This is a genomic window from Kitasatospora sp. NPDC049258 (genome assembly GCF_040678895.1).
In the GTDB taxonomy this organism is placed as follows: Bacteria; Actinomycetota; Actinomycetes; order Streptomycetales; family Streptomycetaceae; genus Kitasatospora.
In genome coordinates, this window is the sequence record NZ_JBFAQT010000009.1 from 78480 (window position 1) to 104542 (window position 26063).

At 74.2% G+C, this 26063-nt stretch carries 23 protein-coding genes and 2 pseudogenes; 15 read left to right on the forward strand and 10 right to left on the reverse strand.

The features are described 5' to 3' along the window. Positions 1-414: 414 nt before the first annotated feature. The 9 genes and pseudogenes from egtA (at position 415) to AB0K43_RS10630 (ending at position 10019) form a co-directional block, all read left to right on the forward strand. Positions 415-1692 carry an ergothioneine biosynthesis glutamate--cysteine ligase EgtA gene (gene egtA / locus AB0K43_RS10590; protein WP_363638190.1) on the forward strand — a complete coding sequence of 426 codons (1278 nt, stop codon included), beginning with the start codon at positions 415-417 and terminating at the stop codon, positions 1690-1692. Then, positions 1653-3047, forward strand: a complete 1395-nt coding sequence (egtB, locus tag AB0K43_RS10595) for an ergothioneine biosynthesis protein EgtB (RefSeq protein WP_363638011.1) — start codon at positions 1653-1655, stop codon at positions 3045-3047. Before egtA ends, egtB begins: the two co-directional genes overlap by 40 nt. After that, positions 3047-3775 (forward strand): annotated as a pseudogene (egtC, locus tag AB0K43_RS10600) (ergothioneine biosynthesis protein EgtC); the annotation flags it as partial. The gene egtB and the pseudogene egtC, both read left to right, overlap by 1 nt. Positions 3776-3835: 60 nt before the next feature. Beyond that, positions 3836-4813 (forward strand): L-histidine N(alpha)-methyltransferase, encoded by a 978-nt coding sequence (gene egtD / locus AB0K43_RS10605; RefSeq protein WP_363638192.1) that lies wholly within the window; start codon positions 3836-3838, stop codon positions 4811-4813. A 356-nt stretch (positions 4814-5169) separates the two neighbouring features. Further along, positions 5170-5670, forward strand: a complete 501-nt coding sequence (locus AB0K43_RS10610; protein WP_363638013.1) for a recombinase family protein — start codon at positions 5170-5172, stop codon at positions 5668-5670. Positions 5671-5746: 76 nt separating this feature from the next. Beyond that, a complete protein-coding gene (locus AB0K43_RS10615) occupies positions 5747-5890 on the forward strand; it encodes a hypothetical protein (protein WP_363638015.1) in 144 nt (47 codons plus the stop codon). Beyond that, positions 5887-7311 (forward strand): HAMP domain-containing sensor histidine kinase, encoded by a 1425-nt coding sequence (locus AB0K43_RS10620; protein WP_363638017.1) that lies wholly within the window; start codon positions 5887-5889, stop codon positions 7309-7311. The genes AB0K43_RS10615 and AB0K43_RS10620 overlap by 4 nt, the downstream gene beginning before the upstream one ends. A gap of 530 nt (positions 7312-7841) precedes the next feature. Further along, positions 7842-8387, forward strand: coding sequence for an RICIN domain-containing protein (locus AB0K43_RS10625; protein WP_363638019.1), 546 nt, complete (start codon positions 7842-7844; stop codon positions 8385-8387). A gap of 54 nt (positions 8388-8441) precedes the next feature. Further along, complete coding sequence (locus tag AB0K43_RS10630; protein WP_363638021.1) at positions 8442-10019, forward strand: RICIN domain-containing protein; 1578 nt, start codon at positions 8442-8444, stop codon at positions 10017-10019. Between the two features lie 28 nt (positions 10020-10047). On the opposite strand, the gene AB0K43_RS10635 is transcribed toward AB0K43_RS10630, so the two are convergent. After that, the gene (locus tag AB0K43_RS10635; RefSeq protein ID WP_363638023.1) at positions 10048-10815 is read right to left on the reverse strand and encodes an alpha/beta hydrolase; all 768 of its coding nucleotides are present in this window, start codon (positions 10813-10815) and stop codon (positions 10048-10050) included. Between the two features lie 111 nt (positions 10816-10926). Between AB0K43_RS10635 and AB0K43_RS10640 the strand changes: the two genes are divergently transcribed. Further along, positions 10927-11484 carry a PadR family transcriptional regulator gene (locus AB0K43_RS10640; protein ID WP_363638025.1) on the forward strand — a complete coding sequence of 186 codons (558 nt, stop codon included), beginning with the start codon at positions 10927-10929 and terminating at the stop codon, positions 11482-11484. A gap of 98 nt (positions 11485-11582) precedes the next feature. On the opposite strand, the gene AB0K43_RS10645 is transcribed toward AB0K43_RS10640, so the two are convergent. Together AB0K43_RS10645 and AB0K43_RS10650 are read right to left on the reverse strand one after the other, a co-directional pair. Next, positions 11583-12818, reverse strand: a complete 1236-nt coding sequence (locus tag AB0K43_RS10645) for a hypothetical protein (protein WP_363638027.1) — start codon at positions 12816-12818, stop codon at positions 11583-11585. Positions 12819-12847: 29 nt separating this feature from the next. Further along, complete coding sequence (locus AB0K43_RS10650; RefSeq protein ID WP_363638029.1) at positions 12848-14089, reverse strand: hypothetical protein; 1242 nt, start codon at positions 14087-14089, stop codon at positions 12848-12850. Between the two features lie 491 nt (positions 14090-14580). On the opposite strand from AB0K43_RS10650, the gene AB0K43_RS10655 reads away from it, so the two are divergent. Both AB0K43_RS10655 and AB0K43_RS10660 read left to right on the forward strand, forming a co-directional pair. Beyond that, positions 14581-15435 (forward strand): hypothetical protein, encoded by an 855-nt coding sequence (locus tag AB0K43_RS10655; protein ID WP_363638031.1) that lies wholly within the window; start codon positions 14581-14583, stop codon positions 15433-15435. Next, positions 15435-16790 (forward strand): hypothetical protein, encoded by a 1356-nt coding sequence (locus AB0K43_RS10660; RefSeq protein WP_363638033.1) that lies wholly within the window; start codon positions 15435-15437, stop codon positions 16788-16790. Before AB0K43_RS10655 ends, AB0K43_RS10660 begins: the two co-directional genes overlap by 1 nt. 69 nt (positions 16791-16859) lie before the next feature. On the opposite strand, the gene AB0K43_RS10665 is transcribed toward AB0K43_RS10660, so the two are convergent. The 3 genes from AB0K43_RS10665 to AB0K43_RS10675 form a co-directional block, all read right to left on the reverse strand. Beyond that, positions 16860-17786, reverse strand: coding sequence for a hypothetical protein (locus AB0K43_RS10665; protein WP_363638035.1), 927 nt, complete (start codon positions 17784-17786; stop codon positions 16860-16862). A 20-nt stretch (positions 17787-17806) separates the two neighbouring features. Further along, on the reverse strand, positions 17807-18775 hold the full coding sequence (locus AB0K43_RS10670; RefSeq protein WP_363638037.1) for a hypothetical protein: 969 nt from the start codon (positions 18773-18775) through the stop codon (positions 17807-17809). A 226-nt stretch (positions 18776-19001) separates the two neighbouring features. Then, positions 19002-21071, reverse strand: coding sequence for a helix-turn-helix domain-containing protein (locus tag AB0K43_RS10675; protein WP_363638039.1), 2070 nt, complete (start codon positions 21069-21071; stop codon positions 19002-19004). Positions 21072-21196: 125 nt separating this feature from the next. Here AB0K43_RS10675 and AB0K43_RS10680 point away from each other — a divergent pair, with 125 nt between their 5' ends. After that, on the forward strand, positions 21197-21397 hold the full coding sequence (locus AB0K43_RS10680) for a hypothetical protein (protein ID WP_363638041.1): 201 nt from the start codon (positions 21197-21199) through the stop codon (positions 21395-21397). Between the two features lie 15 nt (positions 21398-21412). Here the strand turns inward: AB0K43_RS10680 and AB0K43_RS10685 are convergent, their stop codons facing one another. Further along, entirely contained in the window at positions 21413-22009 is a 597-nt protein-coding gene (locus tag AB0K43_RS10685; protein WP_363638043.1) for a TetR/AcrR family transcriptional regulator, read from the reverse strand. A gap of 64 nt (positions 22010-22073) precedes the next feature. Between AB0K43_RS10685 and AB0K43_RS10690 the strand changes: the two genes are divergently transcribed. Continuing rightward, complete coding sequence (locus tag AB0K43_RS10690; RefSeq protein ID WP_363638045.1) at positions 22074-22568, forward strand: SRPBCC family protein; 495 nt, start codon at positions 22074-22076, stop codon at positions 22566-22568. A gap of 62 nt (positions 22569-22630) precedes the next feature. Here the strand turns inward: AB0K43_RS10690 and AB0K43_RS10695 are convergent, their stop codons facing one another. Both AB0K43_RS10695 and AB0K43_RS10700 read right to left on the reverse strand, forming a co-directional pair. Further along, positions 22631-22972, reverse strand: a complete 342-nt coding sequence (locus AB0K43_RS10695; RefSeq protein ID WP_363638046.1) for a hypothetical protein — start codon at positions 22970-22972, stop codon at positions 22631-22633. 126 nt (positions 22973-23098) lie between these two features. Continuing rightward, positions 23099-23638 (reverse strand): DUF6368 family protein, encoded by a 540-nt coding sequence (locus AB0K43_RS10700; protein ID WP_363638048.1) that lies wholly within the window; start codon positions 23636-23638, stop codon positions 23099-23101. A gap of 272 nt (positions 23639-23910) precedes the next feature. On the opposite strand from AB0K43_RS10700, the gene AB0K43_RS10705 reads away from it, so the two are divergent. Beyond that, the gene (locus AB0K43_RS10705) at positions 23911-24324 is read left to right on the forward strand and encodes a transcriptional regulator (RefSeq protein WP_363638050.1); all 414 of its coding nucleotides are present in this window, start codon (positions 23911-23913) and stop codon (positions 24322-24324) included. 1048 nt (positions 24325-25372) lie between these two features. On the opposite strand, the pseudogene AB0K43_RS10710 reads toward AB0K43_RS10705, so the two are convergent. After that, positions 25373-26029: pseudogene (locus AB0K43_RS10710) on the reverse strand (hypothetical protein); the annotation flags it as partial. Between the last annotated feature and the right edge of the window lie 34 nt (positions 26030-26063).

Here is a 26063-nt window from a genome sequence, read left to right on the forward strand (position 1 = left end):
CGGCCGACGGGTGCAGCACCAGCGAGACCCGGAGCCACACCGAGGGCGGGTAGTCGAACGCCAGGTCGGTGCAGCTCCCGTTGTCGGTGACGGCGGCCCGGCCGTCGGCCGCCAGGCTGAACTGGGCCACCGGCCGGTCCGAGGCGCCCGCCACCGCCGTGCCGGCGGCCGGTCTTCGAGCGCCACCGCGGCTTCCGCTGCACCGGCGCCCTCCACTCCGTCACCTACCTGCCCGGCGAGCCCGCCCCGTACGACCCGGAGACCATCGCCCTGGCCCTCCAGGCAGCCGCCGCACCGTTCGAGTGACTCGGGGTTAGCAGTCCGTAAGACATCCGCGCCTGATCATGCGCCGCTCCCGTGCCTAGGGTGTCAGCAGGACTTCGCGCCACCCGCGACCGCACCGAGAGCGAGCAGATGGACATCACCCTGACGGAGACCCAGGCCGAGGCGTACGTACGCGGGGTCTGCTTCAAGACCGGCCCGCCCGGCCGCGTCGGCCTCGAACTCGAATGGCTGGTGCACGACCGCGCCGACCGCACCCGTCCGGTCCCCGCCGCCAGGCTGGACGCCGCGCTCACCGCGCTGGAATCCGCCGGTGGGCTGCCGCACCGCTCCGGGCTCACCCGGGAGCCCGGCGGCCAGATCGAGCTCAGCACCAGGTCGGCCGGCCCGCTCGCCGACTGCGTGCGCGCCACGGCCGCCGACCTGGACGCGCTGCGGGACGCCCTCTCCCGCGCGGGGCTGGAACTCACCGGCCGCGGGCTCGACCCGCACCGGGATCCGGCACGGCTGCTGGACCATCCGCGCTACCGGGCCATGGAGCAGCACTTCGACGAACTGGGCCCGTGGGGACGGATGATGATGCGGGCCACCGCGTCCGTCCAGATCAACCTCGACAGCGGTGACGACACGGACGGCATCACCGGCTACCGCCGGCGGTGGACGCTGGCGCACCGGATCGGTCCGGTGCTGGTCGCCGCCTTCGCCAACTCCCCGCTGTGGCACGGCAGACCCACCGGCTGGCGCTCCACCCGGCAACGGGCCTGGGCGTACGCGGACCCCGGCCGCACCCGGCCGCCCGAGCCGGGCCAGGACCCGCGCGGCTCCTGGGCCCGCTACGCGCTGGACGCCCCACTGCTGTGCCTGCGCCGCGCCGCGCCCGGGACCTGGGCCGCCCCGCGCGGCCTCGACTTCCGCACCTGGCTGCGCGGCGGAGCGGGCGAGCGCCCGCCCACCCTGGACGACCTGGACTACCACCTGACCACGCTGTTCCCACCGGTACGCGCGCGCGGCTGGCTGGAGCTGCGGATGGTCGACGCCCAGGACGGCGACGGCTGGATCGTCCCGGCGGTGCTGGCGGCCACCTTGCTGGACGATCCCACGGCGGCCGAAGCCGCCTGGGAGGCCACCGCACCGCTGTGCCCGAGCGGCGGCGACCAGCCGGCCGCCGGGACGTGGCTGCGCGCCGCCCGGCTCGGCCCCGCCGACCCCGCGATCGGCAAGGCCGCCCGCCGCTGCTTCGCGGCCGCCACCGCCGCGCTGGCCGACTCCGCCACCGCCACCGCCACCGACCCCGACCCCGGCCCCGGCCCCGGCGGCCGGCTGCGCGGCATCCTCACCGCGTTCGCCGAGCGCTACACCGAACAGGGCCGATGTCCCGCCGACGACCTCCTGGAAGGAGCGGACCGCTGAACGCGCACCCCACCCCGGCCGACGCCGCCGCCGCGCTGGCGTCCTCCCGGCAGCGCACGCTCGCCCTGACGGACTGCCTGGACGAGGCCGAACTGGTCGCCCAGCACTCCCCGTTGATGTCACCCCTGGTGTGGGACCTGGCCCATGTCGGCAACCAGGAGGAGATCTGGCTGGTCCGCGAGGCCGGCCGGCTCCCCGCGCTGCGCCCCGACCTCGACCACCTCTACGACGCCTTCCGGCATCCGCGCGCCGACCGCACCACACTCCCGCTGCTGCCTCCCGACGGCGCCCGCCGGTACCTGAGCCAGGTCCGCGAGCGGGCTCTCGAGGTCCTGGACGCCGCGGTGTTCGACGGGGACGCCCGCGCCCCGTCGGCCACCTCGTCCGGTGCGCACACTCCCCTGCTCGCCCGAGGCTTCGTCTTCGGGATGGTCGCCCAGCACGAGCAGCAGCACGCCGAGACCATGCTGGCCACCCACCAGCTGCGCTCCGGGCCCGCCGTCCTGGACGCCCCGCCCCCACCGCCGGCCCGCGCCGAAGCCACCGCCCTGCCGCACGAAGTCCTGGTGCCCGGCGGCCCGTTCACCATGGGCACCGACACCGACCCATGGGCGCTGGACAACGAACGCCCGGCCCACGCCGTGGACCTGGCACCGTTCTGGCTGGACACCGCACCGGTGAGCAACGCCGCCTACCAGGAGTTCGTCGCGGACGACGGCTACGCCGACCCGCGCTGGTGGAGCGCGCAGGGCTGGGCACACCGGCAGCGGGCCGGGCTGGAGGCCCCGCTCTTCTGGCGCCGGGACGGCGGGGCATGGCTGCGCCGCCGCTTCGGCCGCACCGAGCCGGTGCCACCGCTGGAGCCGGTCCTGCACGTGTGCTGGTACGAGGCCGACGCCTATGCCCGCTGGGCCGGGCGGCGGCTGCCGACCGAGGCCGAGTGGGAGAAGGCCGCCCGCCACGACCCGGCGACCGGCCGCTCCCGCCGTCACCCCTGGGGCGACGTGGACCCGACCCCCGAGCACGCCAACCTAGGCCAACGCCACCTGCGACCCGCCCCGGTCGGCAGCTACCCGGCGGGCGCCGCGCCCTGCGGGGCACGGCAGTTGATCGGCGACGTCTGGGAGTGGACCGCCAGCGACTTCCTGCCCTACCCCGGCTTCACCGCCTTCCCCTACCAGGAGTACTCCGAGGTGTTCTTCGGCCCGGCGTCCAAGGTGCTGCGCGGCGGGGCCTTCGGGGTCGGCCCGGTCGCCTGCCGCGGGACCTTCCGCAACTGGGACTTCCCGATCCGCCGGCAGATCTTCGCCGGCTTCCGCACCGCCCGCGACGCCACCCCGGGCGAGGCACCCTGATGTGCCGCCAACTCGCCTACCTCGGACCGGAGACCACCGCCGCCGCACTGCTGCTCGACCCGCCGCACGGCCTGTACCGGCAGTCCTGGGCGCCCCGGCAGCAGCGGCACGGCACGGTGAACGCGGACGGGTTCGGCCTCGGCTGGTACCTGCCGGGTGCGGACGGGCCACCGGCCCGCTACCGGCGCGCGGTGCCGATCTGGGCCGACCCCAATCTGCCCGACCTCGCCCGCACCGTCCGCACCCGGGCCCTGCTGGCCGCCGTCCGCTCGGCCACCGAGGGGACCACCCAGGACGAGGCGGCCGCCGCCCCCTTCCGGGACGGGCACCGGCTGTTCGGCCACAACGGGGCCGTCCCGGACTGGACCGGGCTGCCCGCCGCGCTCGGCGCGGCGGGCGGACTCGACCCCGCCGACCTGCTCGCGCTGGAGGCGCGCAGCGACTCCGCCCTGCTGTGGGCGATCCTCGCCCGTCGACTGCGCCGGGGCGAGCCGGCCGCCGACGCGCTGACCGCCGTGGTGCGCCGGACCGCGGCCGTCCGCCCGGACGCCCGGCTGAATCTGCTGCTCACCGACGGCCGCACCATCACCGCCAGCCGCCACGGCGACACGCTCTGGTACCGGACGACCCCCGACAGCGTGCTCGTCGCCTCCGAACCGGACGGCGAGGGCGCGTGGCACGAAGTCCCCGACCACTCCCTGCTGATCGCCGTCCCCGGCCGCGTCCGGGTGAGCCCGCTGCGGCCCGCCGTGGCGCGCCCGTTCCACACCACAGAGGATCACAGCACGATGACGAACCGCTTCACGCTCGACCACCGGCTCCCCCAGGACCACCTCGCCACCACGCTGCGCGCCGACGTGCTGCACGGCCTGTCCGCCGCACCCAGGACGCTGCCGTCCAAGTGGTTCTACGACGCCCACGGCAGCGAACTCTTCGAACGGATCACCCGGCTGCCCGAGTACTACCCGACCCGCGCCGAGCAGGAGATCCTCGCCCGGCGGGCGCCCGAGATCGCCACCCTCACCGGGGCCCGCACGCTGGTGGAGCTCGGCTCGGGCTCCTCCCGCAAGACCCGCCTGCTGCTGGACGCGCTCACCGCCGCCGGCACCCTGCGGCGCTACGCACCGCTGGACGTCAGCGACTGTGCGCTCATCGAGGCCGGCGAGGCGCTCTGCCGCGACTACCCCGATCTGCGGGTCGCCGCCACCGTGACCGACTTCGAGCAGGAGCTCGCCGTCGGTGACGGGCCCGGCCCGCGCCTGCTGGCCTTCCTCGGCAGCACCATCGGCAACCTCGACCCGGCCGAGCGCCGGTCCTTCTACGCCGCCCTGCGCCAGGCGCTCGGCCCCGACGACGCCCTGCTGCTCGGAGTGGACCTGGTCAAGGACGCCGGGACGCTGGTGCGCGCCTACGACGACGGCCAGGGCGTGACCGCGGCGTTCAACAAGAACGTGCTGACCGTCCTCAACCGTGAACTCGACGCCGATTTCGACCACGCTGCGTTCGACCACGTGGCGGTGTGGAACGGCGCCGAGGAGCGGATCGAGATGCACCTGCGCTCCCGCTCCGCGCAGACGGTGAAGATCCCGGCCGTCGACCTCGTCCTCCACCTCGGCGCCGGCGAGAGCCTGCGCACCGAGATCTCCGGCAAGTTCCGCCGCGAGGCGCTCACCGCGGAACTCGCCACCGGTGGCTTGACCGTCGGCCACTGGTGGACCGACCGGGACGCCCGCTTCGCGCTGCTGCTCGCCGTCCCCACCCGCTGACCCACCAGGAAGCCACGACGACAGCCCCGGCAACCCCCGCGGCACCCGGGGTGGCGGACCCGAGCCCCGGATGGGTACAGGTCTAGACAATCGGGAGCGGTCAGGTCCACAATGCACGGTAGGAAAGAAGGGTCGCCCGCCACGCGGCCCTGGCCCGGGAACGTGTGCACGGACGCCCCGGGCACCCCGGAGCGGCGGGCCCTGCCGATCGCAGCGCTTCTCGTCCCGCCCGGTCGAGCCGCCCCGCTCCCGGCGACACCCGCCGGTCACGGCCCCGGCCGCCCCGGCTCCGCGCAGCGGTTCCGGATGCGAGTGCCGCAGCTTCCTTCCTGCGCCTTGCTCGACGAGGAGCAACCATGACCGTCATCCGCCCCCTCGGTACCGCCGGCGGGACCGCCGAGGACCCGCACGGTTTCACCGGCGGTACCGCCGTGTACCTGCGGTGCTACCCCTACGACTCCTGGCAGATGGCGGTGCACCTGCGGGCGCTGGAGGAGCACGCCGCCCGGCTCCGTCTCCCGGTGCCGCAGGTCTTCCTGGACAACGGCGTCTCCTCCCGGCTCCCGCGGCCGCAACTGCGGCGACTGCTCGCCCGGGCGGCCGAGGGCCGCATCGACACGGTGCTGATCCCGGGACGCTGGGTCTTCTCCCTCGACAACCGGACCGCGGACTCCGTCACCGACTTCCTCCGGGGCGCCGGCGCCGACGTCCTCGAGCTGTCCCACCACCCGCACATCCGCCGGCACTCCGGGGCGGGCGCACGGGCCGGCATGACCGATGAGAGCGATCGTAGGCTCCGCCGGGCCTCGGATCCGCCGGCAACAGGTTCCGCTGACAGACCCCTAATGTTCCGCTAACCCCCGGCGCCAGAAGCCTCGTTCCCGCAGCTCAGGAGTGTGGGAGGTGGTCGGATCGTCGGCTACGGTGTGCGCCATGACGTCCGTCCTCGTCGCCGAAGACGACCCGACCAACCCCACCCACCCGATCGAGGCCCCCCAGCGGGAGTTCGCAGCATCGACGCATCGGCGCCGGCCCGCGGTGCGCGGCGTGGGCGCGGAGTCGGAGCCACCGCGATGAGGGCGACCCTGGCCATGGTGGCCCTGGTCGTGACCTCCATGGTCGCCGTGTCCTTCCTGGTCCCGCTCGCACTGCTGGTGCGCACCCAGGTGGAGACCCGCGCGACCACCGCGGCCGAACGGCGGGCCGAGACCGTGCTGCCCACCCTCGCCCTGGCCACCCAACCCGAGAAGCTGGCCCAGGCCCTGGCCGGAGCGGCCCCCGCGGAGCGGCCGTGCGTGCACCTGCCGGACGGCCGGCTGGTCGGCACCACGCACGCCCCCGCGCAGATGCTGCTGCGTGTCGTGCGCGAGCGGCACTCCGGTGCCGGCACCGTGCCGGGCGGCTGGGTCTTCCTGCAGCCCGTCCTGGTGGACCAGGAGCAGGTCGCCGTCGTCGAGTCCTTCGTCCCGCAGGCCGAGCTGACCCGCGGCGTGGCCAGGGCCTGGACGGTCATGGTGCTGCTGGCCGTCTGCCTGGTGATCTCCTCCGTCGTGGTGGCCGACCGGCTCGGCGCCCGTGTGGTCCGGGCGTCCGGCCGCCTGTCCCGGGCCTCGGCCGCCCTGGGCGCCGGCGACCTCGCCGTCCGGGTCGAGCCGGCCGGGCCGCCCGAACTCCGCGAGGCCGGCCAGGCGTTCAACCTGATGGCCGACCGCGTCACCCAACTTCTCGCCACCGAACGGGAGTTGGTGGCCGATCTCTCCCACCGGCTGAGAACCCCCCTGATGGCGCTGACCATCGCCGCCGAGCAGATCGGCCGGGTCCCGGGCGCGCCCCGCATGGTGGCGGCGATCGGCCACCTGGAGTCCGAGGTCGACGCCATCATCCGCGCCGCCGGAACCCCGCTGTCCACGAGGTCGCCGGCCGCCCGCCCGGGGGCCGGCGACGCCGCCCCGGCCGCCGGGCCGCCCGGTGCGGGCGTCCCGACCTGCCAGGTCGCCGAGGTCGCCCGGCAACGGGTCGGGTTCTGGTCGATGCTCGCCGAACAGCAGGGCCGCGCATGCGCGTTCGCGGCGACGGACGAACCGACGCCCGTGCCGCTGGCCCCCGACGACCTCGCGGCCGTCGTCGACGCCCTCGTCGGCAACATCTTCCGCCACACCCCCCAGGGGACGGGTTTCGCGGTGAGCGTGCGGCGCACGGCGCAGGGCGTCGTCCTGGTCGTCGAGGACGGGGGACGCGGCATCGCCGACCCGGCCAGCGCGCTCGCCCGCGGCGCCAGCTCCGGCGGATCCACCGGGCTGGGCCTGGACGTCGTCCGCAGCACGGCCGACGCGACCCGCGGGCAGGTGCGGCTGCTGCGCAGCTTCATGGGCGGGGCCAGGGTGGAGGTGAGCCTCGGCCTCGCCGCGACCGCCGCGCCGGCCCCCGGCCGGACCTGGGGCCACCGTCGCCGGCGTCCGGCGCAGCGGCGACGCCTGCGGCTGCGGTTGCGGCAGTAGCCCAGAGCGGCGGGCGGGCAGATCCGCGGCGACCGAGAAGGTCCGCGGTTTCCGTTATCCCGTCCGCCGGGCCGGATCACCAGAGATGTGCGGCCGGACCGGACGGCTCGGCCGAGGCGTCGCCGGCCGCAGGCCCCGCCCGCCCCGGGAGCGCCGGACGCCGCCCACCACCCCGTACACCGGGGGCAGAAGAGAGGATCTGTGTCATGAGGGTTGAGCCTCGTTGCACGATGTGCGACCGGACCTGGCGGGATCGCGGGTGCTCCTGCCGGCCGGAGGCCACGGGTGCGGCAGGGTGGCACCTCGTCCCACCGGACCCACTGGCGGACACGGTGCGCCTGCCGCCCTTCACCCCGGCGCAGCCGACCGGGCCGACGGCCGAGCACGTGCCCGGCCCCGAAGGGCGTGGCGGGGCGGGGCGCCGCAGGCTCCCGCCGATCCCCCGCCCCCGGGGACGTGCCGCGCAGGCCGTCGCGGTGATGGCCGCGGGAGCCGCTGCCACCGCGGTCTGCGTGTCCATCCTGTCCGTCATGATCACGCCCGACGTGCGATCGGCACCCGTCGCCGCCGCGCGGCTGCCGCAGGGCGCGCTGCCGTCGGCTGCCTCCTCCCCCACGGTGTCCGCGTCCACCACCGCGACCACCGGCGCGACCGCGAGCCCCACCCGCACAGCGCCCGCCGCGACCACCCCTGCCACCCCTGCCACCCGGGCCCTGCTCGGCGCGGCCTCCAGTCGCTGTCTGACCCTCAGCGGCCGGAGCAGCGTCGTCATCCGGGACTGCGACGGCGGCGCCGGTCAGCAGTGGACCCTCACCCAGGCCGGAGAGATCCGCAACCGCGAGGGTGTCTGCCTCGATCCCCAGAACGGCGGTACCCGGCCCGGGACTCCGGTGCACGGGCAGCCCTGCTCCGGCGAGGCCGACCAGAAGTGGCAGGTCGGGGTCGGCGGCGCCCTGGTCGGCCTCCGGTCCGGCCTGTGCCTGGATGTCTACAACGGCCTCACCGGCAACGGCACCCCGGTCCAGCTGTGGCCCTGCTTCTCCCACCAGAGCAACCAGACCTGGTCGCTGTCGTGACACTCCCGTGCGACCGACCGCAAGCGACCGACCGCAACACCCAGGAGGAAGGCCGTGCCTGAACCCACGGACACCGAGACCGCCGACATCCGGATCACCCGACGCATCCGCGTCGGCGACCCGTCGGCGGCGGTCGAGATCCTGGCGCACCACCGGGCGGCCGTCCTCGCCCACGCCCGCCTGTACTGCCCTGATGAGCAGGACGCGCAGCACCTCACCGGCGAGACGTTCGCCCTGGCCCTGGAAGCCGTCCGCGAGGGTGACGGCCCGGCCGCGGCCTGGCGCCCCTACCTGGCCTCCTCGGTCAGGCACATCGCCGCCGAGTGGGCCGCCGACCACCGCGCCGGACGGCTCTCGACCGGCTTCACCGCCTGGATCGCCCACCTGCCCGGCAACGGGAGCCCCGCGGCCGCGACGGCCGAGGCCGACTCCGTGCTGCTGCGGGCGCTGCGCGCCCTGCCCGAGCACCGGCAGACCGAACTGTGGCACGCCCTCACCGACGGGCCGGCAGCGTCGGCGCCGGAGGATCCGGCGGCCGAGCCTGCCCGGCTCGCCCTGTGGGAGGCGTACCTGCAGGTGTTCGCCCAGACCTCGGACCGGGCCTGTCGCCACCTGGCCGCCGCCATGGGCGACACCGTCGCACGGCAGGTCACCCACCAGAGCCTCGACCGGCACACGGCCGGGTGCGTGAAGTGCCGCCGGGCGCAGGCCGAACTCACCGCGATCCACGGGTGGGACCGTGACGTGCTGTACGGCGCCCTGCTGCCGTGGACCATGGACCGGCCGTGGACCACGGACCGGGTACCGGGCTCAACGGAGGCGGCCGCACCGGCAAGCGGGCGCGCCTCCCCGCCCGTCGACGGAGAGCGCCGGCGCGACCACAACCGCGCGCTGGCCCTGTGCATCGGAGTGGCCGTGACGACGGTCGTGGCCATCGTCGCGGTCACCGCGGCGTCCCCCGGCGCCGACGGCCATCTGGCGTCCCCCGCGCCGCTCGCCGTCCCCGTGACCGCGCCGCCGATCGCGCTGGACGGCACGGCGCCCGCCCCGCCGTCCCCGGACGCCTCACCGACCACCGCCGCGACCCGCCCCCCGGTACCCGGCACGACAGCCACGGCCGCACCCACCACGGCCGCGCCCACCACCCCGGCACCCTCCCCCACCGGCAGACCCGCCGGCTTCCGCCTCCGCAACACGAGAACCGGCCTGTGCGTGGGCCCGCAGGATCCCGACGGGGCCTTCATCCAGCTCCAGGCCTGCACCGGGGCCCTCTCCCAGCGCTGGGAACGCGTCGCCGCCGGCCGCGACGCCTACCAGCTACGCAACACCGGTACCGGAAAGTGCCTCGACGGCACCTCCGGCGGCGGAAACATCGTCAGGGTCGTCCAGTCGACCTGCCTTCCCGCCGCCGGCGGCACCGTGCAGCTGTGGACGTTCCGCGCCGAGCCGGACGGTTCGTCCTTCCGCCTCCTGTTCGTGCCGCCGGTGCCCTCCAGCGACTACCCCTCGCACCTGTTCGGCCCGCAGGACTGGTCCGCCGGCGACCCTCCCGGCAACGGCACCTACCTCGCCCAGTTGCCCGACTACTACCACTCCCCGAGCTTCATCTTCACCGCCGACAACGCCTCCTGACGGGCCGGCCCGGCGCTCCGTCGGTCGGTCAGTCCGTGGCCAGCGCGCGGGCGACCTCGCGGGCGAAGCCGTCGGGGTTGTCGAGCATGATGTTGTGCCCGCAGTCCGGCACCGCCCGCACCGTCACCCCGGAGGCCACCAGGCCTTCGGCGCCCGGCAGTTCGCCGTCGGCCGCCGGGTACAGGAAGGTGCGCGGGCCGGGCAGCCCGAGCAGCAGCTCGCGCACGGTCGGGGAGGTGGCCCGGGCCCGGTCGACCGCGCTGCGGTACAGCGCGGTCCGGCCGGCCAGGCGCATCGTCGACCACCAGGCCGGACCGACCCTCTCCCGGGTCGGCCGCCACCCGCCCGCCAGGAACTCCTCCTCGGTGAACCCGGTGATGCCGGTGCTGCCCGGCGTCTGCGGCGCGGGCGCGGGGTCGATGCCGGCGTCCACCAGGACGAGCCGGGACACCAGGTGCGGATGGCGGGCCGCCAGTACCACGGCGATCGCGCCACCCATGCTGTGCCCCACCACGTCGACGCCGGCCAGGCCGGCATCCGTGAGCGCGGCCGCCACCGCGTCCGCGTGCGCCTCCCGGGTGTACGGGAAGTCGGCCGGCCGGTCGCTGAGGCCGAAGCCCAACAGGTCGAGCAGGAGCGACCGGTGGCCCGTGAGCACCGGGTGCGCGGCGGCGGCCGCGAAGTAGGCGGGCGAGCTGGCACCGAGCCCGTGCAGATAGAGCCGGGCCGGTTCGGCACCGGGGATGTCCACCCAGCGGATCAGGTCGCCGTTCGGGGTCACGGGGGCATGGCGCATCGCCGACTCCTTCTGCCATCGGCCCCTGCCGGGCCACCCGCGGAGCATACCTCGATACCGAGGTATATCGGCGGCGCTGTACCAGGCCGGGGCCTCTGGCAGAGTGGCCCCATGCTCAAGCTCGCGATCCTCGGGTTCCTCCACGACCAGCCACTGCACGGCTACGAGCTGCGCCGCCACCTGGCCGCGCTCACCGGCCACGTCCGCCCGATCAGCGACGGCACGCTCTACCCCGCGATCAGACGGCTGGAGTCCGACGGCCTCCTGCTGCGCCGGACCGAACCGGGTAGCACCGCCGCGCCCCGGCACACCCTGCACCTCACCGACGCCGGCCGGGCCGCCCTGGACGCCCGCCTGCGCACGCCCGAGGACCTCGACATCAGCGACGAGAACCGGTGGTTCACCGTGCTCGCCTTCCTGCGACAGCTCGCCGACCCGGCCCTGCAGGCCGCCGTGCTCCGGCGCCGGCTGGCCTTCCTGTCCGAGCCCGCCAGCTTCTTCTACGACGGCCCGCGCCCGGTCGGCGCCGAGGAGCTCGACGACCCGTTCCGGCGCGGCATCCTGCTCATCGCCCGCGCCACCACCCAGGCCGAACTCGCCTGGCTGAGAAGCACGTTGGCATCCCTCGAGGCCCCGACCGCCGCCGGGCGGCCGGACGGCTCGTCGTAGGCCTGCGCCCGCGTCCGGCTGTCCCGCTCCGCCCCGACGGCCGGGCCCCTGTCCCGGCCGGGACAGGGGCCCGGTCGTCCGCGCCGAACGCGCCAGGGTCAGTTCGCCAGGCTGAAGTCACCACCCACCGGAGCGGCGATCTTGTCGACACCGGTCAGCGCGGTGAGCGTGGTGACCGGGGTGCTGCTGTCGGTGGTGGTGCCGTTGCCGAGCTGGCCGGAGCCGTTGTTGCCCCAGGAGCGCACGGTGTTGTCACCGAGCAGGGCCACCGTGTGCTCCCGGCCGCCCGCGACCAGCTGGATGCCGGACAGGCCAGGCACCGGGACGGGGGTGATCCGGTAGTCCGTCGTGCCGTCGCCGATCTGGCCGGAGGTGTTCTGACCCCAGGCCTTGAGGCGGTTGTCGCTGTCGGTGACGGCCATGCTGTGGTTGCAGCCGGCCGCGATCTGGGAGACCCCGCCGAGCCAGATGGCCTGGGTGTCGACCGGGCTGTAGCGGCTGATGGTGCTGTTGTCGCCGAGCTGGCCGGTGGCGTTGTAGCCCCAGGCCTTCACCGCGTTGCCGCTGGTCGGCCTGGTGGGGCCACTGGGCGGCCCGACCAGGGCGAGGTTGTGGTTGCAGCCGGCGGCGATCCGGGTGACACCGGCCAGGTTGCTGACCGGCGAGGGCACATTCCGGCTGGCCGAAGTGCCGTCGCCCAGCTGCCCGTTGATGTTGTAGCCCCAGGCCCAGACGGTGCCGTCCTCGCGCAGCGCCAGGCTGTGGCTGAGGCCGGCGGCGATCGCGATCACCTTGTTGAGGCCCTCGACCCGGACCGGGACGCTGCTGTCCGCGTTGGTGCCGTTGCCCAGCTGTCCGTAGTTGTTGCGCCCCCAGGCGACGACCGTCTGGTCGGCCAGCAGCGCCAGGCTGTGCGCGCCGCCCGCCGCCACGTCGGTGGCGTTGGAGAGGTTGACCACCTGGCCGGGCGCGTTGTGACTGAACACCGAGCCGTCGCCGAGCTGGCCTGAGCCGTTGGCACCCCAGGACTGCACCGTTCGATCGGTCAACAGGGCCAGCCCGTGGCCGGTCGCGGGGCCGGCGCCACCGGCGGCGATCTTCACCACCTCGGCGCTGGTCAGCCCGAGCACGGTGGTGGCCGTGGTGCGGAAGTCCGTCCAGGTGCCGTCGCCGAGCTGGCCGGCGCGGTTGTTGCCCCAGGACTTCAGCCGCTTCTCCTGGGCGTGTGCGCTGCCGGCCGGCACGGCCGCCAGACCGAGCGCCGTCAGGGCTGCCACCCCGGCGGCCAGCGCCGGGCGGAGCCGGCTCCGCGACGCGGTTCGGGAGATCATCATGTGCTGCCTTCCTGCTCGGTGATGGGGAGTCAGCGCGCCAGGCTGAAGTTGCCGCTGCTGGGCGCCGCGACCATGGAGACGCTGCCCGACTTGGCCAGCACCAGGACCGGGGTGTTGCGCTGGGTGGTGGTGCCGTCGCCGAGCTGGCCCTTGTCGTTCAGGCCCCAGGCCTGGACCGTCCCGTCCGAGAGCACCGCCAGGTTGTGGCCGCCCCCGGCGGCGACGGCGGTCACGCCGGGCAGGCCGGGGACGGGCACGCTGGTGTTGCGCTGGGTGGTGGTGCCGTCGCCGACCTGACCGTTGGCGTTGTTGCCCCACCCGCGCAGGGTGTGGTCCTGCAGCAGGGCCAGGCTGTGGCCGGCGCCCGCGGCGAGCGCGGTCACGCCCCTGAGTTCCAGCACCGGCACCGGGTAGGGCTTGTTGACCGTCGTGTCGTCGCCGAGCTGGCCCTTGTCGTTCAGGCCCCAGGACATCACGGTGCCGTCCGCCAGCAGCGCCAGGGCATGGGAGGCGCCGGCGGTGATCCCCTTGACGGTGGTCAGACCCGGCACCGCGACGGCGGTGGCGCGGCTGGCCGGGGTGGGCGCGGGCACCGCGGCCGTCGAGCTGGCGGGCGTCGGGGTGATGCCCAGCTGCCCCTTGTCGTTCAGACCCCAGGTCTTCACCGTGCCGTCCCTCAGCAGGGCCATGCTGAAGGAGTCACCGGCCGCGATCGCCTTGACGTCGTCGAGCCCGGCCACCGTCACCGGCAGGTTGGCATTGGTGGTGGTGCCGTCGCCCAGCTGGCCCTTGTCGTTCAGGCCCCAGGCCTTGACCGTGCCGTCCTTCAGCAGGGCCAGCGCGTGGGTGCCGCCGGCCGCCACCGCGTCCACCCCGGCCAGCCCGGCGACCAGGCCCGGCACCGACCATTCGTCGGTGGTACCGGCGGCGCCGTTGCCGAGCTGGCCCTTGTCGTTCCTTCCCCAGGCCTCGACCGTGCCGTTGCCCAGCAGGGCCAGGGCGAAGCCGGTGGTGGCCGTGCCACCGGCGGCCACCGCGTTGACCTCGGCCCCCGACAGGCCCACCACGGAGATCGGGGTCAGCCGCTGGGTCTTGGCGGAGCCGTCGCCGAGTTGGCCGTTGACGTTGTTCCCCCAGGCCCGGACCCGCAGGTCGTAGGCGGAGGCCGCGGAGGTGGGCAGCGCGGCGGAGCACAGCAGGGTCAGGCTTGCGACCAGGGCGGGGACGGCGGTCGCGGTCAGGTGGCGGAGCTTTCGGTGCGGCGGGTGCATCTCTTCCTCACGTTCGCGGTGGTGGGGTGGATGGTGGACACGCCCGGCCGACCGGCCGTCGGACCGGCGCGGCGGATCTCAGGCGGTGGGCGGTACCGGGCAGCGGCGGACGGGCTCGCCGCCGGTCAGTCGACCGGGGGAGGCGGGAGCGTCGGGCGGAGGTAGCTGGCGGGCAGCGCGGGTGCGGCGCCTTGGCCGCTCGGCCACAGATGGACGTGATGGTCGGATCGCCCGAATCCCTGCCCGCCCGCCGGAACGATTGTGCGGATGCGGAGGATTTTCCACACCGATGGCCCAGGAAGATCGTTCGTCGTCGCCCTATCGGACCGCCATGGTTGCGGTGCGTGTCCGATGCCCGAAGCATGGCGGCTGGGACTGAATGGCCATCAGGTCCCAAGTGACCGATGTTGCCGCCAACTTCAGTGGGAGCGACCGTGCTGCGGACACCACGAGCCAGACTTCTCTCCGTCACCCTCAGTAGCGTCGTCGCCTTGGCCGCGCCCGTACCCGCGGGGGCGGAGGACACCGAGCCGGCCGTGGTGGTGAACGGGACGTTCTCCTCCCCGACGGTGCCCGCCGGCCAGGACTGGGCGAGCGGTGTCGAGGGCTGGACCGGCGGCGGCGTCGCGTCGACCACCCGTGCTGCTCACCCGATCGCCCTCCAGGCGGCCACGCTCGGCTGGAACGGCAGGGGGATCTCGCTCACCACCCGCCTTCGCGGCGTCCGGACCGGTGCCACGGTCACGCTCAGTTGGGACGACAACCCCGACTCCTGCGTGACGTCGGGCAACGCCAAGCGGGCGTACAGCGTGTCGGTGACCGGCGGCACCAACAGGCCGGGCAGCTTCACCACCAACACCCCCACCGGCCAGGCGAACTGGTTCCTCGGCCGGACCTACTCCTTCACCGCCGCCGAGGACGCCCCGCAGATCACCTTCACCTCGACCGACACCGACAAGCCCAGCTGCGGCGCGCTGATCACCAACGTCGCCGCCAAGCAGACCGCCCCGCCGCTCGGCGCGCCCCAGGGCGCGGCGTCGAGCGACCCCTGCGCGGGCGAGGCGGCGGGCAATCCGCAGTGCAAGGACGTCGCCGACGACAAGGCCCAGATCTCCAAGTGCCCGCCCACCGACCGGGAATGCCTGGCAGGCGTCGCGGGCAAGGGCGAGAAGGAGAACGCCGGCATCGACAAGGAGACCCAGGCCGTCGAGGCCTTCGGCCAGGTGCCCCGCGACCAGGACCCGAACACGGCGGCCGCCGACCTCTGCGCCCTGCCGAACGCCCTGACCGCCGGGGTCGGGCCCGGCGACACGGTGATCCCCCCGAGCGACTGGTGGTTCTGCTGATGGCCCGCCGCATCCCGCACCGCATCCTCTGCTCGCTGACGGCGGCCGGCCTGACGCTCGTCGCCGCCCCGCCCGCGGCGCAGGCCGTCGACACGGTGGACGCCCAGGTACCCAACGGCACCTTCGCCCGGCCCGTGGCACCCGACAACGGCACGGCGGCCGGCCACACCGACTGGTCACCGGACAACACCGGGGTGGTCTTCGGCAAGTCCCTCGCCCAGCACCCCCTCGGGTACCAGGCCGCCGCCCTCAACTGGAACGGTGCCGCGCTCACCCTGCGCACCCGGCTGTGGGGCGTGAAGGCCGGTTCGCACGTGACGTTGACCTGGGACGACAGCCCGGGCGTGGACCGCCGGTGCAAGCCCGAACAGCTCAAGGACGGCCAGACCTACAACGTCTCCCTGATCACGGCCGGCCCCGCCCCCGACCCGCAGGTCACCACCGGGGGCACCGACACCGTCGGCGTCGCCAACTGGACCACCGGCCGGACGTTCGAGTTCACCGCCACCGAGGACAACCCGATGGTCTCCTTCGACTCCGCCGAGCAGCGCGACTCGCTCTCCTGCGGCCCCCTGATCACCAACGTCGGTGCCAGGCAGACGCCCGCCCCGGTCGACCAGAAGGTCCGCAAGGAGCAGTTGCCCGGCCCCAAGGCGTACCGGGGCAACGACCCGCTGGAACCCGGCGTCGCGGTGGACGACTGCGAGGGCTCCGCCGGCAACTGCGTGTTCACCGTGGACGACCGGTACTCCTACCGGTACTACGGCCGGACCAGGATCGTCGGCGAGGTGTACCTCAACTGCACCCGCAACGCCGTGGTCGACGACCGCCGGATGGAGAACACCGAGCCCCCGTACGACAACCTCAGCCAGTACTACGCGCTCAAGGGCGCCCCGCTGACCCCCAGCCGCTCCGACCTCTCGCAGAGCCGCCCCAACCTGGCCGGGCAGGTCGCCGCCGGCTTCAGCGTCGCGGGCGGCAACTCCGCCGCGGTCTCCACCAGCAATCCGCTGACCTGGAGCCGGACCACCACCAAGCAGCTGGGTCCCACCATCCAGCCCGGCGAGATGAGCTGGATCGAGGTCCAGCCGGCCCGCGAACGGGTGGTCGGCAGCTTCACCAACGCCCGCAACAAGTACCGCCTGGACGCCACCTTCGACCTGCCGTCGAGCTCGCTCCCGGACCGCTACTACCAGCGCACCGGCCCGCTCACCGAGGCCGAGCTGCAGCGCTGCGGCTCCGCCCGGCCGACCGCCGGCACCCCGGACAACGGGGCCGGGCCGGACCAGCGCCTGATCACCCTCGACGCCCCGCCCGCGGGAGTGCCGAGCCGGGCGACGCTGCTCTCCCCGTAGCCGCTGCGCCCGAGCGCGGGCCGGCCGCCCTCCCGGGCCTCGGGAGGGCGGCCGGCCCGCGCCGCGGCGTCAGTCCGCCGCCACCCAACTCCCGTCGGCGGTCAGCCGGTGGACCGCGATCGGCCGGGCCCCGTCGGTCCGGGGCGCGGCCTCGATCAGGCCGCCGGCGGCCGAGCGCCCCGGCGGGCGCATCGACAGGCAGCGGTCGGTGGCGCTGAAGGTCTGCGCCACGACCGTGCTGACGTTCACGCTCGACGGGCTGTCCACGATGATGTTCTTGATCAGCTTGCCGATGTTCCCCACCGTCAGCTCGCCCACGGTGCGGTTCATCGCGTTCAGCATGCCGAACTGCAGCTCGTCACCGGACTTCACGGTGAACTTGACCTGGGTGGTCTCGGTGCTCGAGCGCTTCCACTCGTGCGAGTAGGTGGCCTTGAAGGCCAGTTCGAACGTGGCCTTCGCACTCAGCTTGAGCTGGCCGGCGCCGGTCACGGTGCCGCCGACGGCCAGGGTGGCGCCGTTGGCGATGTCCGCGTTCGGCCCCTTGTCGCTCGGCGCGGTGTGATCGGTATGGGTGATCTCGGTCTTGTTGCTGCCACTGGCGCTCGCGGAGACGTCCGTGGTGTTGTCGATCGTGCCCTCCAGGGCCACCCTGCCGGAGATCTCACCCCCGATGTTGTCCGTGGTGCTCGACTCCAGGACCACGGTGCGATAGATGTCGATCGGCTTGTTGGTGCAGTTCACCGCCGCGTTGCCGACCGAGACCACCGCGGCGCTGAACTCGCGGGAGAGCCCCGGGATGATCCGGAACGAGCAGTCGTACTCCTGCCCGCACCCGCGCGCGATCGCGGGCGCGTCCTGCACCGCGAGGTCACCGTCCGGGGCCGGCGCCACCGTGTCGGGTCCGGACGGCGGGGCGGCCCCGTCCTCGGCGACGGCAGGCCCGGTGGCCAGCGCCAGCACCGCCACCGTCAGCGCGACCAGCTTTCCCTGCACATCCCTCTCCTTCCCGCTCCTCACCGCTGCCTCCAACCACCCTGCGCGGTCCGCACGAACACCGCGTCGGCCGCCCGCCGGGCACTCTCGGCCCGCCCGGGGGCGAGCTCGACCAGGCCGCCACCCGCCGAGCGGCCCGGCGGCCGCAGCGACAGGCACTTGCCCGGTACGGCGAAGGTCTGCGCGACGACCGAGCTGACGTTGACGCTCGACGGGCTGTCCACCGTGATGTTCTTGATCAGCTTGCCGGTGTCGTTCACCGTCAGCTCACCGGCCGCCCGGGACATGGCGTTCACCACCCCGAACTGGATCTCGTCACCGGGGCTGACCGTGAACACCACCCTGGTCGTCTCGGTGGTCACGGCCTGCCACTGCCGCGAGAACGTGACCTCGAAGGCCGATTCGAAGGTCGCCTTGGCACCCAGGTGCAGCGCGTTCGAGCCCGCCACCGTCCCGGTCGCCTCGGCCGTGTTCTTGATCTGGTCCTCGGTGAACGGGCCCTTGTCCTTGTTCGGACCGAAGCTGGTGACGCTGTTCGCCAGGCCCGGCGTCGCCGTGGCCGAGCCCGAGACGGTCACCGTGGTGTCCACCCCGCCCTCCAGGGCCGCCTTGCCGGAGATCGCGCCGCCGATGTTGTCGGTGCTGCTGGTCACGAAGGTGACGGTGCGGTCGATCTCCATGTCGCCGTTGGTGCAGTTGATCGCCGCGTTCCCCACCGACAGCACCCCGCTCACGAATTCGCGCGGAGCCCGGTCGTACATTCGGAAGCTGCACGCCGGGGCCTGTGCGCACAGGCCGGTCACCTCCCCGGTGGAGGCCAGCGGCGTCCCGCCCTCCAGGGCCTGCGCCACCGGGAACGGCGGTGGACCGGTGCCCGTGTCGGCGCCGCTGGGCACGGCGAACGGCACCAGAGCCGCCAGCGCGGCTCCGGGCACCAGCACGGCGAACCGGGCGGCACGCCGGGTCTGCGGGCATGCGGGAACGACCACGGATGCTCTCCTCAATCGTCGGACGGACGGATGACGGACCGGACCGGGGCCGCCGGGGCCGCCGGTCCGATCGACCCGGACGGCGGGTCCACTTCCTGCCTCGCGGCCCCGGCGCCGCACCCTGACGGCCCGGCACACCGGCCGTCCTGCGGGTTCTCCCATCCTCAGGGAGAACCCCATCGTGGGCGAACGACCGTCCATCGCCCGTGCGCCATTCGATGAACCGTCAGCCCGTGCGGCCGATCGCCCGCGGATCCCCGTCCTGCTCGCGCAGCAGCCGCGCCAGCTCGGCCAGCGCCACGCCGTACCCGGCGTCGGCGACCTCCCGGTAGAGGAATTCCGCGCCCTTCCGGTCCCCGTACAGCTCCCGCACCCGCGCCAGCGTGGTCAGCGCCTCGTGGTACCCGACGTCGACGGCCTGCCGGGCGAGCGCCGCTTGGGCCCGCGTCGGCCCGCCGTCCTGCCCCCGCGGCCGCGCCAGCTCGGCCAGCGCCGCCGCGTACCCGGTGACGGCGGCCTGCCGGTAGAGGACTTCGGTCCCCTGCGGATCCCCGTCCTGCTCCCGCAGGCGCGCCAGCTCGGTCAGGGCGGCGGCGTACGCGGCGTCGGCGGCCTTCAGGGCGAGTGCCTCGGCGCCGTTCAGGTCACCGTGCAGCTCGCGCAGCCGCGCCAGCTCGGCCAGCGCCGCCGCGTACCCGGCGTCGGCGGCCTGCCGGTAGAAGACCTCCGCGCCCTTCCAGCTCGCCACCTGGGCCCGGAGCCTGCTCAGCACGCTCGGGGCGACGCCGGCGCCGGGGCGGGTGCCGGCGGCCCGGTGCCGCAGGGCCTGGGCCCACTCCAGGTGGTACTTGTGCTCGGCGGCGTCGGCCAGGCGGTCGAGGTCGTCGGTGCGGGTGAGGTGCGCGTGGGCGGCGTACCAGAAGGAGGCCGGCGGGCAGAACCGCCAGCGGGTGGCGCGGCCGTGCTGTTCGAGGTAGTCGGCGAGGCGGAACACCGGGCGCTGCGCGGCTCCTTCGGGCGGCCCGCCCGCCGTGCCCGGTGCCGGCCGGCCGAGCGGCGGGCGGGGGGAGCGGGTGGCGCCGCGCCGCAGGGGCGCCTGCTTGCCGTGCACGCGGCGGGCGAGATCGGCGAAGGCGGCTTCGGCCCAGTCGTCGGCGAGTTCGTCCCAGTCGTGGTCGGCGAGGTAGTCGGCGGCGGCGTCCACCAGGAAGTCCTGCGGGAGGTGGAGGCCGGCGCCCAGGCGGCGGGCATCCATCGCGGCCTCCAGCAGGGCCCGGCCCGGGGGGCTCCCGTGCTCGTAGCGGCGCAGGAGTTCCGGTGCGCCGGCCAGGTCCTGGGCGAGGCGCCCGTGCCCGGCGGCCCGGGTGAGCGCATCGGCCAGCAGGCCGTCCCCGGCGCCGGCGAGGGCCTCGGCGGCGGCCAGCGCCTCGGGGGTGAAGACCTCGGGGACGGTCAGGGTGCGGCCGGCCAGCAGCTCGCGCAGCCGGCTGTGCGGGTCCGGGCCGCTCGGGGACGGCAGGGCCGCGTACCGGTCGGCGTACTCGGGCCACAGGGTGCCCAGGACCAGCACCGGAGCCCGCTCGGGCTCGCTGAGGACGGTGTGCAGGGCGGCCGCGATCCGCTCGCCGGCCCGGGGGTCGCCGAGGTAGTGCTGGGCCTCGTTGAGCCACACCACCGTGCGCGGCCCGACCCGCTGGAGGTCGGCGAGTGCGGCCTCGGCCCGGGTCGGGTCGAACGGGTGCCACAACCGCCAGCCCTGGTCCGCGAGGGGCTGTACGGCCTCCCAGCACGCCCGGGTCTTGCCGGTCGAGGACGATCCGACCAGCAGCACCATCCGGCTGGCGCCGTCGGCCGCCGCGCGGACGGCCTGCGCCAGGATGCCGTCGTGGGTGCGGCGAACGTACCCGGGCAGGGCCCGCGGGGCACCGGCGTCGGCCGGGACGGCGGCGGCGCCGGCGGGGTGGACCTCCAGCGTGTGCGGATCCCAGGCGCGGATCGGTCTGCCCGGGCCCGGGAGCGGTTCCGGCGCCGGTGCCGGATCGGGGTCCGTCGCTGCCGTCCGTCGCAGCGCCAGCAGCTCCCGGCGCTCCTCCTCCGGCAGGCCGAGCGCGGCGGCCAGTGCGGCGACCGTCTCCGCCGACGGCGCGCCCGCCTCGGGCCGCAGTGCCTCGTGGACGGTGGTGCGGCCCAGGCCTGCCCGGGCGGCGAGTTGGCTCTTGGTCAGCCGTGCGCCGGCCAGGGTGTCGGCGAGCCGCTCGCGCAGCGCGACGAGCGCCCGGTCCCGTTCCCCACCCATCCGATCCCCAAGCCCTCGGCCCTCGTGTCCGACGGTGTTCATCATGGTCCGGCGCGCACCACGGCGGACACCGTTTCGGCCACCTTGGGCCGGGTCGACACCCCTCCGCGTCAAGGGAGACCACCGTGAACCGCACCGCCGTCGTCCTGCTCGCCGCCGCCCTCGTCCTGGTGCTCGCACTGCTGGCCGCCACGGCCGCGGGCACGCTCGCCCGCCTGGACGGCGCCGGCTACCCCGCCGCCCTGACCCGCGCCGCGGCCACCTTCGCCGCCGTCGTCACCCTCGCCACCGCCGTCACCGGCGCCCTCGCCCAGTGCCTGCGCTGAACCCGCCTCGGACCGCTACGCGGTGCGGGTGTGCGCCAGGAGCGTCGCCGAGGATTCCTCGGCGAGGTCCTCGGCGTACGGCGGCAGCGGGCGGCCGGCGCGCAGATGGCGGCGGACCACGGACAGCGGGAGGTCGATCAGGGCCAAGGTCACGCGGTCACGGTCCTGCGGGCCGGCCGCGCCGAGTGCTTCGGCGAGGGTGGCCAGGGACCCGAACACGCGCTGGTTGCCCAGGTCCGCGCGCTCCTTGTGCTCCTCGGACCAGTCGGCGCGGCCGAACTCCTCGGCTCCGTACAGGAGCAGCGAGGCCTCCTGCGGGTGGGCGCGGCTCCAGGAGACGACGTGCCGGGCGGCCGCACGGGCGGCGAGCCGGGGGTCGGGGTCGCTGCCGAGCGCGGCGAAGTACCCGTCCTGGAAGCGCTCGACGCTGCGCAGCCACACCTCGGCGAGCAGGGCCGACCGGCCGGGGAAGCGGTGGTACACGGACCCGCTCGGCGCGCCGACCGCCTGGGCGACGGCGGTCATGGTCACGTCGGCCGGTCCGCCCGCGGCGCCGAGGAGGACCGCGGCGTCGAGGAGTTGACCGGTGTCGAAGCGGGGTGGTCTGGCCATGAATAAGAGAGTAACCTCCAGAACAACTAGAGAGAGTTCTCTAATTTACTTCCGGGGGAGACCCATGCCTGTCTACAACGTGCACGAGCGCGTGCTGGCCGCCGACGCGAGCGAGGTTGGCGCGCTCATCGACAGCCTGTCCGGCGGGACGGCCGACCGGCCGGACCGGCTGTGGCCGCAACCGGACTGGCCCGCGATGGAGTTCGACCGCCCGCTGGCGGTCGGCGCGGTGGGCGGCCACGGACCGGTCCGCTACACGGTCGCCGCGTACGTGCCGGGCAGCTGGGTGCGGTTCGCCTTCAGCGGGCCGCGCGGTTTCGACGGCTTCCACGAGTTCGCGGCGCTGCCGCTCGACGGGGAGCGCACGGTGCTCCGGCACACCCTCGCGATGCGGGCCACCGGCCCCGCGCGCCTGAGCTGGCCGCTGGCCTTCCGCTGGATGCACGACGCCTGCCTGGAGGACGCCCTGGACCGCGCCGAGGCAGCCTGCACCGGCACGGTGGCCCGACCGTCCCGCTGGTCCCCGTACGTCCGCCTCCTCCGCTCGCTCGCCCGCTGACCACGCGCCGCACCAGGGGTAGGTGACCTGAGGTGCGGTCGCGAGGGCGTCCAACTCCGCCTTCACACGCTGACTTGACGGCCGCACTGCTCGGACCCCGGCTTCGCGAGGTGGAGCAGGGCGTGGGAGTGCCCCGGCCAGGCCGCATCGGGCGCACCGAGGTGGATCGTGGTGATGATCTCCGAGCTCTGTTCAGGTCCACCGACGAGCAGCGCCTGGAGCTCGAACGTGATGTCGTCGAGGCATTCCTGCACCTCGGCCGTGCCGGCGGTGACGGCAAAGTGGAGGACGATCGTGTCCGGTCCGGGCTCGACCGCGATTCCGAGCAGGTCCGGCCCGATGAGGCCGAGTGCTGCTTCGCCGGTCTGCAGCAGCAGGTAGTTCCTCCGCATCAGGGCGCGCACTTCGCCGGCCGTGAGTTCCGGACTGTGGTAGTGCGCTGCGGGGTGATCCGCCGGGGTCGGGTATCGCCCGGCCCGATCGCGCGGTACGTGGCTTGGCACAGGTCCTCCAAGGGCTGGTCGGTGCGGCTAGCAGAGCCGAAAGTCCGGATGCGCGGCCCAGGCCCGCAGGAATTCTGCGGAGCCGAACGCCCTGCTCCACTCGGTGGCGAGGGCGAGAAATCCTGGAAGAGCTCGGATGACGGGGATCTGGTGTGCTACCACCTCCACGTTCGCGACTCCCCCGACGATGTCCATCACCGAGGCGGCGAGAAGGGCCGTGACCGCGTGGTCGATCGGCCGACTGCAGGAACCCGAGACAAGGAGGTCATACGCCGGGGTGAATCCGATCAGGCTCCTCAGTTCCAAGTCCCCGTAGTCGTGGTCGCCGTGGAAAATCTCCTCCCATTCGAACCCCGGCCCATTGAGAGCGACGCAGAACGGGCCCGGATCGAACGGCCCCCAGCTCCCGCCGACGCCCAATCGCTGCGGCAGTATCACCAGGTCGAAGTGTTCCGGCGACTTCACCTCCATCCCATCCGAAAGGCCGATCAGGAGCTCATGAAGTCGCACAAGGTCTTCGGCCGGGACCGGGCCGGCCAATTCGATCGAAAGGGCAGTTCCACTCATCCCGGAATCCTAGCGCAGCCGGCGTTTGCTCCGATCAATTTCTTTCGACCTCGAAAATCTCCGCAGCAGACCGGTTCACCGGACCCGGGGCCGCGCCGCGACCGAAACTCGTCGGCCGACCGTTCTGCGCCCACTTCGTCGGCGACACGCCGCGCTCCGGCCCCGGCTCCTGATGTCCCCGCGGGCGGGTGCATTTGCCCATGGTGACACCACTCATTTACATTCGGTAATGTTCCTGCGGTTTGGGAGACCATGAGCGAGAGGGGCGAGGCGTGAAGCTTGCGGACGACGGAGCTGCCGGCGAGGCGCGGCTGCCCGAGGCCCCGGACGGGGCCGGCGAGGGCCATCCCCGCTACCAGCTGGACGGCACCATCCACTCGCCGATCAGGCTGTCCATCATGGCCTGTCTGGCGAAGACCGACCGGAGCGAGTTCCGTGTCGTCCGCGAGACCGTGGTGATCAGGGCGGCGACCCTCTCCAAGCAGGTCACCCTGCTGGAGGCGGCGGGCCTCGTGGAGGTCACCAAGGGCTACGTCGGAAAGCAGCCGCGCACCTGGTTGGCCCTCACTCCGGCCGGACGCACCGCGCTGAGCCGGTACCTGAGCGCGTTGCGGGCCATCGTCGGCGACATCGAAGCACCGCAACCTCCTGACCGAAGGCCAAGATCAGACGCCCGTCCGGCGTGACGGCCATGGCCCTCAGAGGCCTCGGAAGCACCAGTGGCGGTCCGACCGGTTCGAAAGTGGCCAAGTCCCGGATCTGCCGGGCTCCGTCGCGTTCGTGGACGACCACCACGGCGCGGCCGTCCACCACCCCGGTCGTAGCCCCTCCGCCGGCCAGCGGGTCACCCAGCGGCACACCCGTGGCGAGGTCCCACACCCGCAGCACCTCGTCGTGGCCGGTGAGCGCCAAGGGGCGGCCGTCGACGACGGCGGTCGCCACCCAGTAGGCCCTGTCGTCCGGTCCCGCGAGGGGCGCACCCAACTGGTCCCCGGCGGCGAGGTCCCACACCCGCACCGTCCCCTTTCCGCCAAGGGTGACGGCGACGGCGCGGCCCTCCACCGTCGCCGTCGCCACCCGCACCACGCCCTCGCCGTCGCAGCTCAGTGGCTGCCGCTCCGCTTCGCCGGTGGTCGGGTCCCACACCCGCAGCGCCCCGTCGCACAGGTAGGGGATCGCGATGGTCCCGGTGACCGCGACCGTACGGCCGTCGAGTTCTGCCGTCGCCACTGCCAACACACCGTGGTCATGTCCCCTGAACGGCTCGCCGAGCTGCTCGCGGGTGGCGAGGTCCCACACCCGGGCCAGCTCGTCGTCGGTGCCGACGACAGCCAGGGGGCGACCGTCCACCACGGCGATCGCCATCGCCAGCACGTCCGTGCCGGCGTGACCGCCGACGGGCCCGGCAACCTGCTCCCCGGTCGCCAGATCCCACATGCCCACCGTCCCGCCCTCGCAACCGGTCACCACGACGGTGCGGCCACCCACCTCCGCCGTCGCGACCGCACCGACCTCCGGCCGGTCACGGCGAGGCCGTCCGATCTGCGGGGCGGCGAGGTCCCATGCCCGCGCTGTTCCGTCCCCGCCGGTCACGACGACGGCACGGCCGTTCACCTCCGCCGTCGCCAAGGCCCACTTCCAACCGCGGTCGACGGGGATCGGCTCCCCCATCTGCTCGCGGGTGGCCAGGTCCCACATCCGCGCCTGCCCGTCGCTGCCGGTGACCGCGACCGCACGGCCGTCGACCACCGCCGTCGCCACGGCGCACACACGGTCACGGTGGCCCCCGAAGGGCTCGCCGAGCTGCTCACCGGTGGCCAGGTCCCACACCCGCGCCTGCCCGTCGTCGGTGCCGGTGATCACGACGGCACGACCGTCCACCGTCACCGTCGCCACCGCATGGACGGCTCCGCAATCCGCCCCGGAGCGCCACCGCCCAACGCGCTCCTGGGCGGCCAGGTCCCACACCTCGATCCAACTGCTGCAACCGACGGCGACGACGACCCGGCCGTCCGACTCGGCCGTCGCCATCGCGAGGACCGGGGCGCGACCGGGCGAGAACTCACCGATAGGCGCCCCGGTGGCCAGATCCCGTACCAGCACCGTCCCGTCCTCGCCGCCGGTGACCGCGACCGCACGGCCGTCGACCACCGCCGTCGCCAACGCCGTGACGCCGTCCCCGTCGTGGCGGACCAGCGGCTCGCCGAGCTGCTCCCCGGTGGCCAGGTCCCACACCAGCACCGTCCCCTCCATACCGCCGGTGACCGCGACCGCACGGCCGTCGACCACCGCCGTCGCCAACGCCGTGACGCCGTCCCCGATGTGGCAGACCAGCGGCTCGCCGAGCTGCTCCCCGGTGGCCAGGTCCCACACCAGCACCGTCCCCTCCATACCGCCGGTGACCGCGACCGCACGGCCGTCGACC